At 65.4% G+C, this 17,939-nt stretch carries 16 protein-coding genes and 1 pseudogene; 13 read left to right on the top strand and 4 right to left on the bottom strand.

Translation table 11 applies throughout. From position 1 onward, the window contains the following. Positions 1-1,266 carry an aromatic ring-hydroxylating dioxygenase subunit alpha gene (locus tag A5663_RS03725; RefSeq protein WP_068144009.1) on the bottom strand — a complete coding sequence of 422 codons (1,266 nt, stop codon included), beginning with the start codon at positions 1,264-1,266 and terminating at the stop codon, positions 1-3. Between the two features lie 125 nt (positions 1,267-1,391). On the opposite strand from A5663_RS03725, the gene A5663_RS03720 reads away from it, so the two are divergent. Then, positions 1,392-2,873, top strand: a complete 1,482-nt coding sequence (locus tag A5663_RS03720) for an aldehyde dehydrogenase (protein WP_068144007.1) — start codon at positions 1,392-1,394, stop codon at positions 2,871-2,873. 3 nt (positions 2,874-2,876) lie between these two features. Next, the gene (locus A5663_RS03715; RefSeq protein WP_068144004.1) at positions 2,877-3,647 is read left to right on the top strand and encodes an emopamil-binding protein; all 771 of its coding nucleotides are present in this window, start codon (positions 2,877-2,879) and stop codon (positions 3,645-3,647) included. Here the strand turns inward: A5663_RS03715 and A5663_RS03710 are convergent. Continuing rightward, positions 3,637-4,236: pseudogene (locus tag A5663_RS03710) on the bottom strand (TetR/AcrR family transcriptional regulator); the annotation flags it as partial. The gene A5663_RS03715 and the pseudogene A5663_RS03710 overlap by 11 nt on opposite strands. 136 nt (positions 4,237-4,372) lie before the next feature. On the opposite strand from A5663_RS03710, the gene A5663_RS03705 reads away from it, so the two are divergent. Then, entirely contained in the window at positions 4,373-5,506 is a 1,134-nt protein-coding gene (locus A5663_RS03705) for a spirocyclase AveC family protein (protein ID WP_231976668.1), read from the top strand. A 4-nt stretch (positions 5,507-5,510) separates the two neighbouring features. Here the strand turns inward: A5663_RS03705 and A5663_RS03700 are convergent, their stop codons facing one another. After that, a complete protein-coding gene (locus A5663_RS03700) occupies positions 5,511-6,113 on the bottom strand; it encodes a TetR/AcrR family transcriptional regulator (protein WP_068143995.1) in 603 nt (200 codons plus the stop codon). Positions 6,114-6,239: 126 nt separating this feature from the next. Here A5663_RS03700 and A5663_RS03695 point away from each other — a divergent pair, with 126 nt between their 5' ends. The 3 genes from A5663_RS03695 to A5663_RS03685 are packed head-to-tail and all read left to right on the top strand — an operon-like array spanning position 6,240 to position 9,928. Next, the gene (locus tag A5663_RS03695; RefSeq protein WP_068143993.1) at positions 6,240-7,403 is read left to right on the top strand and encodes a spirocyclase AveC family protein; all 1,164 of its coding nucleotides are present in this window, start codon (positions 6,240-6,242) and stop codon (positions 7,401-7,403) included. Next, a complete protein-coding gene (locus A5663_RS03690) occupies positions 7,404-8,222 on the top strand; it encodes a CbbQ/NirQ/NorQ/GpvN family protein (protein ID WP_068143991.1) in 819 nt (272 codons plus the stop codon). It abuts the gene before it with no gap. Next, positions 8,219-9,928 (top strand): nitric oxide reductase activation protein NorD, encoded by a 1,710-nt coding sequence (locus tag A5663_RS03685; protein ID WP_068143989.1) that lies wholly within the window; start codon positions 8,219-8,221, stop codon positions 9,926-9,928. The genes A5663_RS03690 and A5663_RS03685 overlap by 4 nt, the downstream gene beginning before the upstream one ends. Positions 9,929-10,013: 85 nt before the next feature. On the opposite strand, the gene A5663_RS03680 is transcribed toward A5663_RS03685, so the two are convergent. Beyond that, complete coding sequence (locus A5663_RS03680) at positions 10,014-11,192, bottom strand: acyl-CoA dehydrogenase family protein (RefSeq protein ID WP_068143988.1); 1,179 nt, start codon at positions 11,190-11,192, stop codon at positions 10,014-10,016. Positions 11,193-11,248: 56 nt separating this feature from the next. Between A5663_RS03680 and A5663_RS03675 the strand changes: the two genes are divergently transcribed. The 7 genes from A5663_RS03675 (at position 11,249) to A5663_RS03645 (ending at position 17,928) form a co-directional block, all read left to right on the top strand. After that, positions 11,249-12,157: an NAD(P)-dependent oxidoreductase gene (locus A5663_RS03675; protein WP_068143987.1), complete on the top strand. Its 909-nt coding sequence runs from the start codon at positions 11,249-11,251 to the stop codon at positions 12,155-12,157. 10 nt (positions 12,158-12,167) lie between these two features. Next, a complete protein-coding gene (locus A5663_RS03670) occupies positions 12,168-12,911 on the top strand; it encodes a hypothetical protein (RefSeq protein ID WP_068144103.1) in 744 nt (247 codons plus the stop codon). A gap of 12 nt (positions 12,912-12,923) precedes the next feature. Next, positions 12,924-13,889: an LLM class F420-dependent oxidoreductase gene (locus A5663_RS03665; RefSeq protein ID WP_068143983.1), complete on the top strand. Its 966-nt coding sequence runs from the start codon at positions 12,924-12,926 to the stop codon at positions 13,887-13,889. 142 nt (positions 13,890-14,031) lie between these two features. Beyond that, the gene (locus tag A5663_RS03660) at positions 14,032-14,607 is read left to right on the top strand and encodes a TetR/AcrR family transcriptional regulator (RefSeq protein WP_068144102.1); all 576 of its coding nucleotides are present in this window, start codon (positions 14,032-14,034) and stop codon (positions 14,605-14,607) included. Between the two features lie 17 nt (positions 14,608-14,624). Beyond that, positions 14,625-15,926 carry an acyl-CoA dehydrogenase family protein gene (locus A5663_RS03655; RefSeq protein ID WP_068143981.1) on the top strand — a complete coding sequence of 434 codons (1,302 nt, stop codon included), beginning with the start codon at positions 14,625-14,627 and terminating at the stop codon, positions 15,924-15,926. Positions 15,927-15,958: 32 nt separating this feature from the next. Next, positions 15,959-16,963 carry a phosphotransferase family protein gene (locus A5663_RS03650; protein ID WP_068144100.1) on the top strand — a complete coding sequence of 335 codons (1,005 nt, stop codon included), beginning with the start codon at positions 15,959-15,961 and terminating at the stop codon, positions 16,961-16,963. Then, positions 16,963-17,928 (top strand): NADPH:quinone oxidoreductase family protein, encoded by a 966-nt coding sequence (locus A5663_RS03645; protein WP_068143979.1) that lies wholly within the window; start codon positions 16,963-16,965, stop codon positions 17,926-17,928. The genes A5663_RS03650 and A5663_RS03645 overlap by 1 nt, the downstream gene beginning before the upstream one ends. Positions 17,929-17,939: the final 11 nt, after the last annotated feature.

Genomic DNA, 17,939 nt, shown 5'->3' with positions numbered 1-17,939 from the left:
TCACACCCCCGCCGTCTTGCGCTGGAAGTCCTCCACCCACGCCGCGGTCTCCTTGTGCAGGTGGCGAATCAACACCTCCTGATCGCAGAGCAGGAACTCGTCGATGACCCGCGACTCGACCATGCTCTGCGTGGCCTCCAGCGTATTCGCGTCCTGCAGCCCGTATTCCTTGAACGACACCGCAGCGAGTTCCTGGGCGATGCGCTCGCGCGGAGTTCTTGCCTGCGGGAAGTAGACCGTCCCCTCGAAGATATGGGTGTTGTGCGACGTGGGCCAGTAGTGGTAGGTCAGGTACCAGCCCTGTCCCCAGAACAGGATCACGAAGTTGGGGAACAACTGGAACGAATCCAGCCCCCACGGATCGCATTTCGCGGGGTTGAGTCCGGCGGGCATCTCCCCCAGATCCGGTTTGTCCCACGGCCCGAACAATCCGCTCTGGCAGATGTCCTCGATAGGTTTGCGCATCTCGTCGGCCATCTCCCAAGCCCGGACGCCCGACGTGCTGACGAGCCGGTGCGGCCCCTCGATGCGATAGTGCGGCGCCTCGAAGCCGGCCTCGGCGGCGGCTTTCGAATACGCGGTGGGTGACTGGTTCGCGTGCAGTACCGGTGCGTGGTAGAACTCCTGGAACGCATCCATGTACAGCTTCCAGTTCGCCTTCACCTCGGACCGGTAATAGAACCGCGAGGTCATCTTGTCGAACGGATAACCCTCGAGATCGGTGATCATCGGACCGAGAAATTCGCGAAGCGACTGCTCTGGTTCCTTGGCGAAGTTGACGAAGATGAAGCCCTCCCACACCTCGCAGTGGACAGGCACGAGGCCGTAGCGGCTCTTGTCGAGGTCGAAGAACTCGCCCTCCTGCTGGACGAAAGTCAGGTTGCCGTCGAGGTCGTAGCGCCATGCGTGGTACTTGCAGGTGAACTGCCTGCACACACCGCTGGTTTCCTCCAGCGGCATGTCGTTCCAGACGAGCTTGTTGCCGCGATGGCGGCAGATGTTGTGATACGCCTTGATCTCGCCCGAGGTCGTGCGCACCACGATGATGGACGTGTTCGCCACCTTGAGCTCTTTGGTGAAATAGCTGCCTTTGCGTGGAACCTGTTCGGCGCGACCGACATTGAGCCAGGCCCGCTTGAAGACGGCTTGACGTTCGATCTCGTAGAACTCGGGGCTGATCGAGTCCTCGTAGGAGACCGGCTCAGTTCCCAGCTGCGGGTAGTGCTCTGTCCAACTGCCTTCCGCAGGTTTGGGAAAGCGAGCCATCGGCTTCTCCTGTCATTGCTTTTCGGCATTCGGCGGGAGCCTGATGAACCGACGATATATGCTGCGACAGGCAATCACAAGTAGTTGATACTCTGCTGTGCAGGATCGCGAAAGGACTCGAACAGGTGCGTCCGGATGAGCTGTTCATCGGTGGCAGGTGGTCGCAACCGACCACCAGAGAGCACATCGAGGTCATCTCTCCACACACCGAGGAACCGGTGGGCCGCGTCGCCGCCGCCGGCCCCCTGGACGTCGACGCCGCCGTGGCCGCCGCGCGTGAGGCGTTCGACCACGGACCCTGGCCGCGGCTAGCCCCCTCCGAGCGGATCGCCGCGGTGCGCGGACTGGCCACGCGCTACAGCGAACGCCGTTCTGAGATGGCCGCGACCATCACATCCGAGATCGGCGCTCCGATCAGCTTCGCGCAGCGCGCGCAGGTCGGCTTGCCGGCGATGATGATGACCGCGTTCTGCGATCTGGCCGAGTCGTATCCGTGGTCGGAAGCCCGCCCCGGAATGTACGGGCCCGATGTCCACATCCGCCGTGAACCGGTCGGCGTCGTCGCGGCGATCGTGCCGTGGAACATGCCGCAGTTCCTGATCGTCACCAAGCTGATCCCCGCCCTGCTGGCGGGCTGCAGCGTGGTGATCAAGCCGGCACCCGAATCCCCGCTCGATGCAGTGCTGCTCGCCGAGATGATCGCTGAGACAGACCTACCGCCCGGGGTGGTGAGCGTACTGCCGGGTGACGGAGCTCTCGGCGAGTACCTCGTCAAACATCCTGGCGTGGACAAGGTTTCGTTCACCGGCTCGACCGCGGCGGGCAAGGCGGTCGCAGCGGCATGCGCGGTCGACCTCAAACGGGTCAGCCTGGAACTCGGCGGTAAGTCCGCCGCGATCGCGCTCGACGACGCAGACCCCGAGGCCGTCGCCGTGGGCGTGCGGTCGGCCGGCCTGAGCAACAGCGGGCAGATCTGCAACGCGCTGACCCGCATCCTGGTGCCGGCCGCCCGAGCCGACGTATTCATCGACGCGCTGGCCGCCGAGATGACCTCACTGGTCGTCGGCGACCCGGCGGACGCCGCAACCCAGGTCGGTCCGCTGGTCGCGCGCCGCCAGCAGGACCGGGTGCGGGGATACATCGAGGCGGGCCGGGCCGAGGGTGCGCGGCTGGTCACCGGTGGCACCGAGATGCCCGACGGCGTCGACAAGGGCTGGTACGTACGTCCCACGCTGTTCGCCGACGCCAGCAACTCGATGCGTATCGCCCGCGAGGAGATCTTCGGCCCGGTGCTGACCGTCATTTCCTATCACGACGAGGACGAGGCCGTCGCGATCGCGAACGACTCCGACTACGGCCTCGCCGGGTCGGTGTTCACCGGGGGCCGTCAGCGCGGACTCGACGTCGCGGCGCGCATCCGCACCGGCACCTTCGGGATCAACCAGGGCTACACGATGGACCCGTTCGCCCCCTTCGGCGGCGTGAAGGGCAGCGGGTACGGGCGGGAACTCGGCCGCGAGGGCATCGACGGCTTCACCGACACCAAATCGATCTCCGTTGCGGCGAGCCAGAATCCGGCCGCAGCGGCGGTGGGAAAGGGAGCCTAGGTTATGACGACCACCCTCGAGAAGGAACCGAATCTGGCGCAGCCGTGGGCGCCACATCGGGTGAAGATCTACTTCGCAGTCACCGCCATCACGGGCGTCGTCTTCGTGGGCATGACGATCGGAGTCGGCGTCGGGCTGATCAAGCCGACGTTCACGGCAGATGTCATCGCGAACCTGCTGTTCGGGGTGCCGGTCATCCTCCTGCCATTCGTGCTGTTGTGGGAGGGCAAGGGGGCGCCCCGCACCCGGCTCGAAAAGGCCGCAGAGCTCGTGCTGGTGTACCTGCCGTACACCGCGGCCAGCCAGATCGGCTACGAACTCGTCTTCCTGCTCGGCCACCCATTCGGGCTGTGGACGCCGACCGAGGACCCCGGTTGGAAGTGGCTGTGGTGGCAGTACGGGCTGGCCGACTCCCGCTACACCAACGCCAACAACTGGATCTTCGGCCTCGAGTTCGTCGGCGTCGTCGTCGGCGTCATGTTGTTCGCTGTGTGGACGCGACTGATCAAGCCGGGATTGACCGTGGAGTCGCGGATTCGTTGCCTGTGGCTAGCTTTCGCGGGAACAGCGATGCTGATCAGCAGCACCGGCGTCTACTACATGACCGAGGTGCGGTCCGGCTTCGAGCACATCGGGCAGGGCGCATTCGGCTTCTGGTTCAAGTTCATCGGCGAGAACGTGCCGTTCATGGTGCTGCCGTTCCTGGTGCTCTACGCGATCTTCCTGCAGGTCGACTATCTGACCCGGCGGGCCGGGACGCTCCGGGAAGCTTGATCGCCGAGATGTACATCTCGATCACCGGCCGGTAGAGGTCGACGTCGTCGAGTTCACTGCCCAAAACGACCGAGTCGCTGGTGGCGACCAGCACCTGAGCGAAGGTCAACGGCGCGATCAGCAAGGTCGCGCCGAGTCTGTCGATGCCCTCGACGATGAACTTGGCCAGCGCCTCGACGACCTCCGACCGCTTTTCGGCGACCCGGTCGCGGACCTCCGGGTTGCGCACCAGGTAGAGGCTGAACTCGTGGCCCAGCGCCGCATGCTCCGCGCCTCGGTCGCGGCTGAGTTGGCGCCACCGCGCGGCGATTTCGTCGAGTTCACTCGAACCGAGCTGTTCGGACGACGCCATCACGTCTGCGAAGTTGTCGAAGTAACGCCGCCAGTACCGGTCGCTCACCGCCAGGAAGAGGTCCTCCTTGGTGGCGAAATGCTTGTAGATGGCGCCCTTCGTGTAGCCCGCCGTCTGGGCGATGTCGTCGAGAGTGGCGGGCGCAAAACCCTTTTCGGCGAATACGTCCTCCGCGGCGTCGAGTAGCAACGAGCGGGTGTGTTCGAGACGTCGCTCCCGCGTCCAGCGCTCCACCATCAAAAAAGTGTGCCACAGAATCTGAGAATCTTGCTGGACAGTGAGATACCGGCTGGTATCTTGCTCGTGTGCCGCATAGCCGCGCGGCGTATCAGGAGGCGTTGTGAGCGATCGGCCGAACAAACAAGCTGCAGTGATCGAGTCACTTGGCGGAGCCGCCGAACTGGGCGCTCAAGTTCAACCCAAGGGCAAGCCGGTTCAGATCTGGGCGACGTTCGGCGGCGCGATCCTGCTGCTGCAGTTGTACGTATGGGCCAAATGGATCACCGGGCCGTACTTCGAGCAAGTGCCGGCCGGCCCGACCCCCGTGCCGATGTACATGAAGATCCCGCTGATCGCGAACGCGGTCGTTCTCTGGGTGGGCCTGCCCTTCGCCATCTGGTGGTTCTTCATCAGGCCATGGCGCCGTGAGCGGCGAATCACGTTGGACGGCATGCTCCTTCTGTCGATGGGTCTGATGTTCTTCCAAGACCCGTTCCTGAACTATTTCAACACCTGGTGCACCTACAACAGCTGGCTGTTCAACCGTGGCGCCTGGACACCGCATATCCCAGGGTGGTTTTCACCCGACGAACCGGGCCGCATGGTGCCCGAACCGCTGCTGACGAACACGGTGGGATACGCATACGGGGTCTTGCTGATCACGATCGTCGGATGCTGGGTCATGCGCAGGATCAAGTCGCGCTGGCCCAATATCACGAACCTGCGCCTGATCCTGGTGACCTATGGGATCGCGTTCGTCTTCGACTTCGTGATGGAGGCCCTCGTCCTGCTGCCGGTCGGCCTCTACACGTATCCGGGTGCCATCAGGGAGGTGTCGTTCAACGCCGGTACTTATTACCAATGGCCCATATACGAAGGGTTCATGTGGGGCGGCGTCCAGACGGCCCTGTGTTGTCTGCGCTTCTTCACCGACGACCACGGACGCACAATCGTCGAACGCGGCCTGGACCGCGTCCGTGGCGGATTCGTCAGAGCACAGTTCGTCCGATTCCTCGCGATCTTCGCAGCCGTGAGCGCATGCTTCTTCGTGCTCTACAACATCCCCGTGCAATGGTTCGCCCTGCACGCCGATCCCTGGCCCGCCGACCACCTGAAGCGTTCATATTTCAACGGGGGCATCTGCGGCGACGGAACTGATATCCCCTGCCCAGACCCCAGCCTTCCATTGCCGAGCAGATGGTCCGGCCACATCAACACCGACGGTGAACTCGTACTGCCGGAAGGAGCTGAGGTTCCCAGGACCGTGCCCTTCGAACGGGGGGACTGACCCGTCAGGGCATCTTGACGGCCGACACGTACATCTCGACGGTCGGCTGATAGAGGTCGACATCGTCGAGGTGGCTGCCCAACTCGACGGCGTCGGTCGTGGCGATGATTATGTGGGCGAACGTCGACGCCGGGATCAGCAGTGTTGCACCCAGGCTGTCGATGCCCTCGACGATGTACTTCGCGAGTTGATCGACGACCTCTGATCGCTTGGCGGCCACGCGTTCTCGCGCGTCCGGGTTGCGTAGCAGGTAGAGGTTGAACTCGAGACCCAGTGCCGCATGCTCGGCGCCGCGATCACGACTGAGCTGGCGCCAGCGGTTGGCGATGTTCTCGAGCTCGCGCGCCCCGATGTGGTCGGACGACGACATCACCTCGGTGAAGTTGTCGAAATACCGACGCCAGTACCGGTCGCTCGCCGCCAAGAAGAGGTCCTCCTTGGTGGCGAAGTACTTGTAGATCGCGCCTTTCGAGTAGCCGGCCGCCTTGGCGATGTCGTCGAGAGTCGCTGGGCCGAACCCTTTTTCAGCGAAAACATGCTCGGCGGCATTCAGCAGCAGCGAGCGCGTGCGCTCGAGCCGTCGTTCGCGGGTCCAAGGCTCAACCATGGGACAATCTTGCCACAGGTTTTTACCCCTTGGTCACTAAGATACTCACTGGTATATTTTCGGAGTCTTGGTCACTTCGAGGGCTCTGGCGCCCATGTAGTCGACGAATGCAGAGGAGACGGTGTCGTGAGCGATCTTTCGCAGAAGAACAAGCCGGTGGTCACCGAATCGCTGAATGAGGCGTCGCTGGGCACGCAGCCTCAATCGAAGATTCCCGCGGTGAGAATCTGGGCGACGGTGGGCGGTCTCATTCTCGCCTTCCAGTTGTTCGTATGGGGCAAATGGGTTACCGGGCCCAACTTCGAGCGCGTCCCCCCAGGACCGACCGACCCGCCGACGTTCATGAAGGCGATCCTGTTCACCTGGACCGGCGTGATCATGATCGGCATGCCCATCGCAATATGGTGGTTCCTCATTCGGCCGTGGCGTCGGGAACGGCGAATCACCCTCGACGGCATGCTCTTCGTGTCCTGCGGCCTGCTGTGGTTCCAGGATCCGCTGCTGAACTTCTTCAACACGTGGAGCACCTACAACACCTGGATGTGGAACATGGGCTCGTGGGTCCAGGACATTCCAGGTTGGGTCTCGTTCGGGGAACCGGGCGCCATGATGGCCGAACCCGTCCTGATGAACGCTCCCGGCTATTTCTTCGTGCTGCTGTGCACCATGCTCGGCTGCGCGGTCATGCGCTTGGCCAAGAAGCGGTTCCCCAACATCAACACGGTCGGCCTTATCGGCGTGGTGATCGCCTGGACCTTCTTCTTCGATTTCGTCATCGAGGGCCTGTTCCTCATGCCGATGGGGCTGTTCACCTACCCCGGCGCCATTCAGGCTCTGTCGGTCAATGCCGGAACTTACTACCAGTGGCCGCTCTATGAAGGCCTTATGTGGGGAGGCGTCCAGGCCGGCCTCTGCTGCTTGCGTTACTTCACCGACGATCGGGGCCGGACCTTCGTCGAGCGTGGACTCGACCGGGTCCGAGGCGGTTCCGTCAGACAGCAGCTCACCCGGTTCCTTGCGATCTTCGCCGCGTGCAGCGCCTTCTTCTTCGTCTTCTACAACATTCCCGCTCAGTTCTTCGCCATGCACCAGGATCCGTGGCCGCAGGACATCCTCAAGCGCTCGTACTTCCTGATGGGCATCTGCGGTGAAGACACCGACAGGCCGTGCCCGGACCCCGCGCTACCGATGCCGCTGACGAATTCCGGCTACATCAACCACGACGGTCAGCTTGTCCTCCCCCAGGGGGTCGAGCTTCCCGAGAACGTTCCGCTAGAGCGAGGAAAGTAGATGTTGAACAGTACTTCTGCGGTCGTGACGCCCGTTTCGAACGCGCCGTTCTACCGCGCAGTCGGCGACGAGGTGGAGGTCTTCCGCGCGGCGGCCCGCCGCGGCCTGCCAGTACTGTTGAAAGGCCCAACCGGTTGCGGCAAAACACGATTCGTGGAGGCGATGGCCCACCAGCTGGGCCGGGAGCTGATCACCGTGGCCGGCCACGAGGACATGACGTCGGCAGACCTGGTGGGCCGCTTCCTCCTGAAGGGCGGTGAGACGGTCTGGGTGGACGGGCCGTTGACCCGCGCGGTGCGTGAGGGCGCCATCTTCTATCTGGACGAGGTGGTCGAGGCGCGCCAGGACACCACCGTGGTCATCCATCCGCTCGCCGATCACCGCCGTGAGCTGCCCGTCGACCGGCTCGGCACGACGTTGCAGGCGGCGCCCGGATTCCAGTTGGTGATTTCCTACAACCCCGGATACCAGAGCGTCCTGAAGAACCTCAAGGAGTCGACCCGCCAGCGCTTCATCGCCATCGAACTCGGGTACCCGTCCCCGGAGGTCGAGACCGAGGTGGTGGCCTACGAAGCCGGGATCGACATCGAGACGGCACGGTCGCTGGTCAAGCTCGCCTACGCGATCCGGAACCTGGACGGCTCACCACTGCGCGAAGTGTCCTCCACCCGCATGTTGATTCTTGCCGGCGGCCTTGCGGCCGAAGGGCTGAACCTCCGCAGTGCGGTCCACGCGGCCGTCGTCGAGGTGCTCTCCGACGATCACGATGTCATCCGTGCCCTCGACGAACTCGTGAACACCGTTCTGCCCCAGACGTGACCGACGCTTCCGATAACAACCCGGACCGGTTCCGGTTCCTCGCCACCTACATCGCAGGCAAGTCCGTCGATATCGCCGAGGCGCCGGCCGGTCAGCCCGCCCACACAAACGGACAGTTCATCTTCGTCTCGGCCGGCGGGTCCGTCGACGGCCAACGCCGCGAAATACTGGTTCAGGCAGCACTTCTCGGCGCGGGCAGCCTTGACCCGCGGTTGGTGAAGAGATTGCGCGCGCGGGCGACGACGGCGCGCCGCTACCTGGCACTGGAAGGTCACCGCGTTCTCGCCGATCTCGCCCGGGAGATTTCCATCGACGTCACGCTTCTCCCTGACGGCCAACCCAGCACTTCGAGCGCCGACGAGTCGCTCGAGGTGGCCAAGGGCCGAGCCGAAGTCGCCGACCCACCGGAGTGGTTCGGCGTCATCAAGCCCTCCCGATTGCTGGGGTCTACCGCCGGGCCCGGCGGACAGGCGACGAACAAAGACCTCAAATTGCAGTTCGACCCGATCGACATGCCCGAGTCCGAGGACGACGACGAAGACGAGGACGACGACGGTGGAAAGTCCGGTGAGAGCAAGATTCTCAAGCTGTTCGAGAGTCCGCTCTTCAACAATCAGTCGGTGTCGGACTACTTCCGGAAGATGTTCGGCGGCAAGCGTTCAGACGGAGAGGGCGCCGCGGGCGCCGGGATGACACTGCGCTCCGTGCGGCGGGTCCACGAGGCCGGAGCCAAGGCCCGGCCACTGCCCACCCGAATCCAGTTCACCGATGACGGAAAGCCTGGCGCTGCGGTGGGCGTGGGCGGCGCACTGTATCCGGAGTGGGACGTCTTCAACGACCGCTACAAACCGGACTGGTGCCGTGTCATCGACTTTCCGCTGACGGTCGCCGCCGACGTCTCCGATGCCGGTGTCGCGCGCGACGACGTGTTGCGTCGCCGACTGGCTCGGGTCGGGCTCGGCCCCAAGGTGCTGCGCGGTCGTGCCGACGGCGATGACCTCGACGTCGAGGCGCTCATCGACCTGTTCGTCGACCTGCAATCCGGCTACTCTGCACCCGAGCACGTCTACCTGGAGCGCCGCAAACTCGCCCGCAATCTCGGCGTGCTCATCCTGATCGACGCCTCCGGCTCCGCCGTCGACGCCGATTCGGACGGCCTGACGGTGCACGACCACCAGCGCCGCGCGGCAGCCACTCTGGCAGTCACCCTCGAAGAGCTCGGTGACCGCGTTGCCGTCTATGCGTTTCGGTCGCAGGGCCGCCACGCTGTGCATCTGCCGGCGATCAAAACGTTCGACCAGAGCTTCAGCGCCGTCGGGAGGGCCAGGCTGAACCAGCTCGAGCCTGCGAGCTACACCCGTCTCGGCGCCGGAATTCGCGGCGCCGGCGAAGTTCTGAAGAACCAGGCCGGCACGCCGAATCGGCTGCTGCTCGTGCTGTCGGACGGCTTCCCGTACGACGAGGGCTACGAAGGTCGATACGCCGAAGCCGACGCGCACAAGGCCCTCGAAGAGCTACGCGTCGACGGGGTTGCCTGCCTTTGTCTGTCCATCGGCGCTTGCACCGAAGACGATGTGCTCGAACGAGTCTTCGGCTCGGCCAGCTATGCCAGCGCCCCGACCCTGTCCGACTTGAGCCCTCAGATGGACGAGTTGTTCATGTCCGCGCTCGCAGAACTCGCCGCGCCGAAACCCGCTCGGGTGTAGATCGAAGTGCCGAATGCACGGTCCACGTCCGGTTTTGGAGCTTTTCCGTACCTGCAGCGTGCACTCGGCGGCGTGACCCTCGCCGTCAGCGCGCGGGCAGGCCCAGCACCCGCTGAGCGATGATGTTGCGCTGAATCTCCGACGTGCCGCCGGCGATCGTGCCCGCGTACGTGCTGACGTAGCGCGCGAACCAGCTGGCGGTGAAAAGGTCTGGGGCATAAGGGTTGTCCGCCGCGGTCAACGCTGGATCGGTCAGCCCGTCGGCACCGGCCGCCTCGAGCGCGCACCTCATCGCGTCCTGCTCGGCCTCCGAACCGAGCACCTTGAGCACCGAGACCGCAGGAATGTCGCGCTCGCCGCGCGCCGCCTGCCCCAGCGCCTTGGAGCCGAGCAGCCGTAGCGCCTGGTAGTCCATCGCAATCGAGGCGTAATGGTCCCGGTTCACCGCGCCGAGGGGCCGGAAGTCATCGAGCAGTTGCTCCAACCGGTTGGCGAACGACATCCACATCATCGTGCGCTCATGCCCGAGCGACCCGTTGGCCACCCGCCACCCCTCGTGCAGCGGACCGACGAGGTTCTCCGCCGGCACCCGCACGTCGCTGAAAAACACCTCGTTGAAATCGAGAGCCTCGCGATCGTGCACCGACGCGAACGGTCGGCACACCACGCCCGCAGTGTCGGTCGGAATCAACAGCGCGCTGATGCCCTTGTGTTTCGGCGCATCGGGATCGGTGCGCACGAACGCGAGGATGACGTCGGCGTCGTGCGCGCCCGACGTCCAGACCTTCTGGCCGGTCACGACGAATCCGTCCTCTGTCATCGCGGCGCGAGTGGTCAATCCGGCCAGATCGGACCCCGCGCCGGGTTCGCTCATGCCCAGCGACGCGGTCATCTCCGCACGCAGGATCGGCACCGCCCACCGCTGCTTCTGCTCTTCGCTGCCGAACGACAGCAGCGATGCGGCGATGATGCCAACACCTTGCGGGTTGAACGCGTGGTAGATGCGACGACGCGAGAGTTCCTCGCGGTGCACGAACTGCTGCAGCACGCCCGCGTTGCGACCGCCGTACTCAGGTGGATTGCCGGGAAGCAGCCAGCCGTGGTCGAACTGCACCTGCTGCCATCGGCGGGCCCACGCGGGGACATGCGACGTCGAACGGGATCGTTCGGTTGCCGCCTCGGCCTGTGCGGGCAGGTGCTCATCGAGGAACGCGACGAACTCGGCACGGAAGGCCTCGACGTCGGCATCGAAGGTGAGCTGCACGCGCCCAGAATATCAAGTACTTAACATTTGCGGTTTGGTGCGCTATGACTGAAGGGATGCTCGAAGCAGAGAAGATCCTCATCACCGGCGCGACCGGCAAGATCGCGTTCCCGATCGCCCGTGCGCTCGCACATCGCAACGAGGTGTGGGGCGCGGCTCGGCTGAGGAAACCGGACGACCGCGAAAAGCTCACCGCCGCCGGCATCACGCCGATCGCGCTCGACGTCAGCACCGGCGACTTCTCCGCGCTGCCAGACGACTTCACCTACGTCTTCCACGCAGCTGTCGACACGGGACAGGGTGACTGGAGCCGGTGCATCGACACCAACGCGCAGAAGTCGGGGGACCTGCTCTATCACTGCCGCGCAGCCAAAGGCTTCGTCTTCTGCTCCACCGGTTCGGTTTACGGCTATCAGGGTCGACGTCCGCTGCGGGAGTCCGATCCCCCGGGCGTGCCGCTACGCGCGAACTACAGCTTCTCCAAGATCGCCGGGGAGGCGGTCTGCACCTGGATTGCCAAGCAGTACCGCATACCGCTGACGATCATCCGAATCTGCTCCACCTACGGACCCGAGGGCGGCGCACCCGCCGACCGGTTGGAGATGATGTTGGCCGGCAAGCCGATTCGCCTCCATCCCGACAAGCCGAACAACTACAACCCGATCTACGAGGACGACTACGTCGACCTGGGCATCCGCGCGATGGAGGTCGCCGACACCCCGCCGATCGTGGTCAACTGGGCGGGCAGCGAGACAGTCAGCGTCGAGGATTACTGCGCGTACATGGGCGAACTGGTCGGTGCCGAGCCGACATTCGAGTACACACCGGACGCGCACACCCCGCTGTGGCCCGACGTCACCTACATGCACGAGGTGCTTGGGTCGACGAAAGTGCCGTGGCGCGAGGGCTTTCGAAAGATGATCGAAGCGCGGCGCCCAGAACTCCTACGGCGAGCAGCGGACTGAAGGGACAATGATGCAGCTACCCGGCACACCGTCCGATGAAGTCGAGAGCGTCCTCGCAGAAGGCCGCGGAGACGTCACCACACTGTTCGTGTCGATGGCACGGCGACATCCCGACGGCGCCGACGCGGACTATCTGCGCTGGCACACGCTCGACCACCGCCCCGAACAGCATCGGCTCTCTGCCGTGCGCGCGTCGCTGCGACTGGTGTCGACGCCGGAGTGCCGGGCCGCCCGCGCGTTCAGCCGTGACAGTTACGACGAGATCGACCATGTGATGACCTACTTCTTCACCGATCCCGGCGGCATGACGCCGTTCCTGAGCCTGTCCAAGGCGCTCGGCGACGCCGGACGCAAGCTGCCGCTGCTGCCGCCGGTCGAGCGAGGTGTCTACGACGTCGTGCACAAGGCGGCGGCCCCGCGGGTGAAGATCGGCGCCGACGTCCTGCCGTGGTGGCCGGTGCGCGGCGCGTACCTGCTGCTGGAGTCGGCCACATCCCCGCCGACAGAGGTCCTCGACGTCGAGGGCGTCGTGGGGATCTGGTCAGCGACATCGCTGCCGGTCGAGGCGCGGCTGGCCAGTGCACAAGCGGGGCAGACGATTTCGTATTGCTTCCTCGACGGCGACCCGGTCGTCACGGCTGAGCGGCTGTGCCCGCTGCTCGACAAGCGCTGGAGCGACGAGGGAGCCGAACCACTGTTCGCCGCGCCGTTTCACGCCGTCGTCCCCCACGAATGGGACCGCTATGTGCCGTGAGCGCAGCGTCTGATGCGCATCGGGTTGATGGTCGGTTCCGACAAGGAACGCCCACGGGCCGAGCGGCTGACTGGGATCCTCGAAGACGGGAAGAGCGCTGAGGCAGCAGGTTTCGCATCGTTCTGGATACCGCAGGTGCCCGGCTATCTGGACGCCATGACCGCCGCGGCGCTGCTCGGCCACGTCACCGAGAGCGTCGAGATCGGCACTGCTGTGGTGCCGATCCAGACCCGGCACCCAATGATCATGGCCCAGCAGGCGCTGACGACTCAGGTCGCGTGCGACGGCAGGTTCACGCTCGGTCTGGGCCCGTCACACCATTGGATCATCAGCGACCAACTCGGCCTGCCCTACGAACGACCGGCGCGTCTCGTACGCGACTACCTCGACGTGCTCGTCGCCGCTTTCGGAGGGCCGGGCACCGTCGATGCTGACAACGACACCTACCGCGTGCACAGCCCGGTGGACGTCACCGACGCATTCGAGATGCCCGTGCTGATCGCCGCTCTCGGCCCCACGATGCTCAAGATCGCCGGCGAGCGCGCGGGCGGCACGATTCTGTGGATGGCCGACGAACGCGCAATCGGCGACTACGTCGTGCCGGCGATCACCAAGGCGGCCCGCGACGCCGGCCGTAACGGAACGCGGGTCGTGGCGGGCGTTCCCGTCGCGCTCTGCTCAGCCGGCGAGGTCGACGAGGCTCGCGCCTATGCCAGCGAGGTGCTCGGCCACGCCGACTTCTCCCCCAACTACGTTCGTCTGCTCGAGCACGGCGACGCCGAGGACGTCGGAGACACCATGGCCGCCGGTGACGAAGAGACCGTCCTGAACCGTCTGCGCCGCTACCGCGACGCGGGCGTCACCGATCTCGCCGCCCGGATCGTGCCGCTGGGCCGGGACGCCGCGGAGCGGGGCAGGTCACGTAGCCGCACTCAGGAGTTCGTCGCGTCGCTGGCCGCGGGCTTCGCCTCTAGTTAGACAAGCGTCGACTATTTGCACCGGCGGTTTTCGTTGCTAGGGTGCCGTAGTGGCCCCAAGTGACGCTGCAGCGACCGCTGACGGTGGTCAACGCCGCGCGTCGTATCAGCGCGCGCGGTCGCATGCGACCAAACGGGCGCTGATCCAGGCCGCGATGGCGTTGTGGCGGACCAACGGGTATGCCAAGACGACGGTCGCCGACATCTGCCGGGCCGCCGGGGTGTCGAGGGCGCTGTTCTACTTCTACTTCCCGGCCAAGGAGGACATCCTCTTCGAGGTGGGCTTACTCTCCACCCGCGCCGCACAGCAGAAGGTTCGTTCACTGCTGCGCGGCGACTACGACGTCGAGTCGGTCATTGCTGAAGCGCTTCGCAGCCTCGAACGGTCCATGTCGCGCAACCCGCCCGAGTTGATCATCGAAACCATTCTCGAGGGCTACCGGCACGAGCACCGGATCCTGGCCGGCACCGCAGTCGACGGCACCACCGATGCGGACATGTTCGGCGAGCTGTTCACCCAAGCCCAGCAGGACGGAAAGCTCGCCGGACACGTCGACGTCGGACACCTCTCACACCTGGCCGGCATGCACGTCAGCGAGGGCGTACGGCACTGGGCGGCAGGCAGTTTCGGCGACCGTTCGTTCGCCGAAGTCGTCACCGCCGATATCGCCGCGCTGATCATCGGCCTCACCGCCATAGCAGCAGACCGAAGTATCTGAACCGAGAGGAGACCCCGATGGCGTGGGATTTCGAGACCGACCCCGAATATCAGAAGGTGCTCGACTGGGCCGACGAGTTCGTCCGCGAGGAGGTCGAGCCGCTCGACCTGGCTTTCCCGGATCAGCAGTTCGTCCCGCTGGACGCCACCCGTCGCAAAGCGATCGACCCACTCAAAGAGGAGGTGCGTCGCCGCGGGCTGTGGGCCACGCATCTCGGTCCCGAACTCGGCGGCCAGGGCTATGGGCAGCTGAAGCTGGCCCTACTCAACGAAATTCTCGGCCGATCGCAGTGGGCGCCGATCGTGTTCGGCTGTCAGGCTCCTGACACCGGCAACGCGGAGATCATCGCCCACTACGGGACCGACGCTCAGAAGGAGCGCTACCTGCGCCCGCTGCTCGACGGTGAGATCTTCTCCTGCTATTCGATGACCGAACCGCATGCCGGCGCAGACCCCACCCTGTTCAAGACCACCGCCGTGCGCGACGGTGACGACTGGGTGATCAACGGCTGGAAGTTCTTCTCCTCCAACGCCAGGACCGCCTCGTTCCTGATCGTCATGGTGGTGACGAATCCGGAAGTGAGCGCGTATCAGGGTATGTCGATGTTCCTGGTGCCGACCGACACACCGGGCGTCGACATCGTCCGCAACGTCGGACTCCACGGTGAGGGCGACGACGAGGGCTCGCATGCGCTGATCCACTACGACAACGTGCGGGTGCCCGCCGATGCGCTGCTCGGTGGCGAGGGCCAGGCGTTCGTCATCGCTCAGACCCGCCTGGGCGGCGGCCGCATCCACCATGCCATGCGCACGATCGGCCTGTCGCGCAAGGCGCTGGACATGATGTGCGAGCGCGCGCTGAGCCGCGAGACGCAGGGCAGCCGGTTGTCGGAGAAGCAGTTCGTCCAGGGCTACATCGCCGATTCGTACGCGCAGCTGCTGCAGTTTCGGTTGATGGTGCTCTACGCCGCGTGGGAGATCGACAAGTACAACGACTACAAGAAGGTCCGCAAGGACATCGCTGCGGTGAAAGTGGTGATGCCGACGGTGTTGCATGACATTGCCTGGCGCGCAATGCAAGTGCACGGTGCGCTCGGCGTGACCAACGAGATGCCATTCCTCGGGATGGTCACCGGAGCCGCCGTGATGGGGCTGGCCGACGGCCCCACCGAAGTGCACAAAACGACGGTGGCCAAGCAGGTATTGCGTGACTATCAGCCCAGCCCCGACACGTGGCCGACCGAGTGGATCCCGGCCAAGCGGGAGCGCGCGCGAGCGAAGTTCGCCGAGTACCTGGAAACCGAGGTGGGCAACCTGTGAGCGACATCGACGTCGCGCGCCTCGCCGACTGGATGGATGAGGCGGCGCTGCCCGGCAAGGGCGAACCACTGCGGACCCGGTTTCTGTCCGGCGGTACCCAGAACGTCATCTACGAACTGCGCCGCGGCGAGCACAGTTGCGTGTTACGGATGCCTCCGCCGGGCGCTCCCCCGGACCGCGACAAGGGCATCCTGCGCGAGTGGCGCATCATCGAGGCGCTCGACGGCACCGATGTCCCGCACACCGAGGCCGTCGCAGTGTGTCCCGACGCCGCGGTGCTGGGCCGGCCGTTCTATCTGATGGGCTTCGTCGACGGCTGGTCACCGATGGAGCTCGAGAACCGGCGATGGCCGGACCCGTTCGACTCCGACCTCGCCGCCCGGGCCGGGCTGTCCTACCAACTGGCCGAAGGCATCGCGCTGCTGTCGAAGGTCGACTGGAAAGCCAAGGGGCTGCACGATCTCGGCCGCCCCGACGGCTTCCACGAGCGTCAGGTCGACCGGTGGACCGCGTTCTTCGAGCGGATCAAGGGCCGCGAGATCGACGGCATCGACGTCGCGACCGGCTGGTTGCGCAACCACCGGCCGCTGGACTTCGTCCCCGGCCTCATGCACGGTGACTACCAGTTCGCGAACGTGATGTACCGGCACGGTGCCCCGGCGCAACTCGCGGCGATCGTCGACTGGGAGATGGGCACGGTCGGCGACCCGAAACTCGACCTCGGTTGGATGGTGCAGAGCTGGCCGCAGGACACCGGCAGCGGCCGGCAGGACGCCGATGTTTCGGAGATGAGCTACGTCGACATGCGCGGGATGCCCTCTCGCGCAGACGTTGTCGAGCATTACGCCCAGGTGTCGGGTCGCCAGGTCGACGATTTGGACTACTACCTGGTGCTGGCCAAGTGGAAGCTGGCGATCGTTCTCGAGCAGGGGTTCCAGCGGGCCGGGGACAACGAGAAGTTGCTTGCCTACGGCCCGATCATCGTCGAGTTGATGCGCTCGGCGGCTGATCTCGCCGAATCCAGCGACTATCGCTGATGCGCGCGGCGATCTGCCCTCGCCATGGGCCGCCGGAGGTGGTCCGGATCGAGGCGCGGCCGTCGCCCGCGCTCGACGCAGGACAGGCGCGGGTGCGGGTCCGCGCGGCGGCGGTGAACTTCCCCGACGTGTTGCTCATCGCCGACGAGTATCAGATCAGCGTGGCCGCGCCCTTTGTTCCGGGCAGTGAGTTCGCCGGCGAGATCGTCGAATTGGGCGACGGGGCCGACGATTTCAGCGTCGGCGACCGCGTCACCGGGACAGGGCTTCACGGTGCGTTCGCCGAGGAGATCGCCGTGCCGGCCGCGGGACTCATGCGTATACCCGACGGCATCGACGACCGCACTGCGGCGGCCTTCGGAGTCGCCTACCGCACGGCGTACCACACCCTGCGCTCGGTGGCACGCGTACGTCCGGGGGACGAGTTGGTCGTGCTCGGTGCCGGCGGCGGCGTCGGACTGGCGGCAGTGCAACTCGCCGTCGCGCTGGGCGCCTCGGTCACGGCGGTCGCGTCGTCGGACGAAAAGCTCGCTGCGGCAGCGCAATACGGCGCAAACCACCTCGTGAACCATCGCACGGCGAACCTGCGCGGTGCGCTGCGCGAGGCCCTTCCCGATGGGGCGCACGCCGTCGTCGACCCTGTCGGCGGCGAACTTTCCGAGGCCGCCCTGCGCTCGCTGCGCCGGGGCGGACGGTTCGTCACGGTGGGGTTCGCTTCGGGTGTGATCCCCCGCATCCCACTGAACCTGGTCCTCGTCAAAGGCGTCCACGTGTCGGGCTTCCAGTTTCAGGACGTGCCGGCAGACGAGTTCGCCCGCAACGAATCCGAGTTGAGTGACCACCTGGTCGGCGGCCGGGTGTGCCCGCACGTCAGCGCCGTCTATCCGCTCTCCCAGACGGCCGAGGCGCTGCGCCACGTCGCCGACGGGCGCGCCATCGGCAAGGTCGTCATCGAACTCACCTGACCCGCCGAACG

It is taken from the genome of Mycobacterium sp. E740 (assembly GCF_001672895.1).
Lineage (GTDB): Bacteria > Actinomycetota > Actinomycetes > Mycobacteriales > Mycobacteriaceae > Mycobacterium.
This window is presented reverse-complemented; position numbering and strand designations above follow the sequence as displayed.